Here is a 221-nt window from a genome sequence, read left to right as displayed (position 1 = left end):
GGGGAAATATCCGAATTGAAGATGGTAAGATCAAACTGCCTAAAATCGGATGTGTAAAGCTTGTCCAGCATCGTACTTTTCAAGGCAAGATTAAATCATGTACGATATCAATGAATAAATCGGGAAAATATTTTATATCCATTCTTGTGGAATCAGCGGACGAAACGCCCCAATTAGTTGAACGGAAGATCGGGATTGATTTGGGTATTTCGGATTTTGCG

At 38.9% G+C, this 221-nt stretch carries 1 pseudogene; it reads left to right on the top strand.

The features are described 5' to 3' along the window. Window positions 1-221 (top strand): annotated as a pseudogene (locus tag ACYQ2O_RS13890) (RNA-guided endonuclease TnpB family protein); the annotation flags it as partial.

It is taken from the genome of Alkalibacterium sp. m-11 (genome assembly GCF_054658155.1).
The sequence above is the reverse complement of the archived record's forward strand: the minus strand, read 5'-3'. Positions and strand labels throughout refer to the sequence as shown.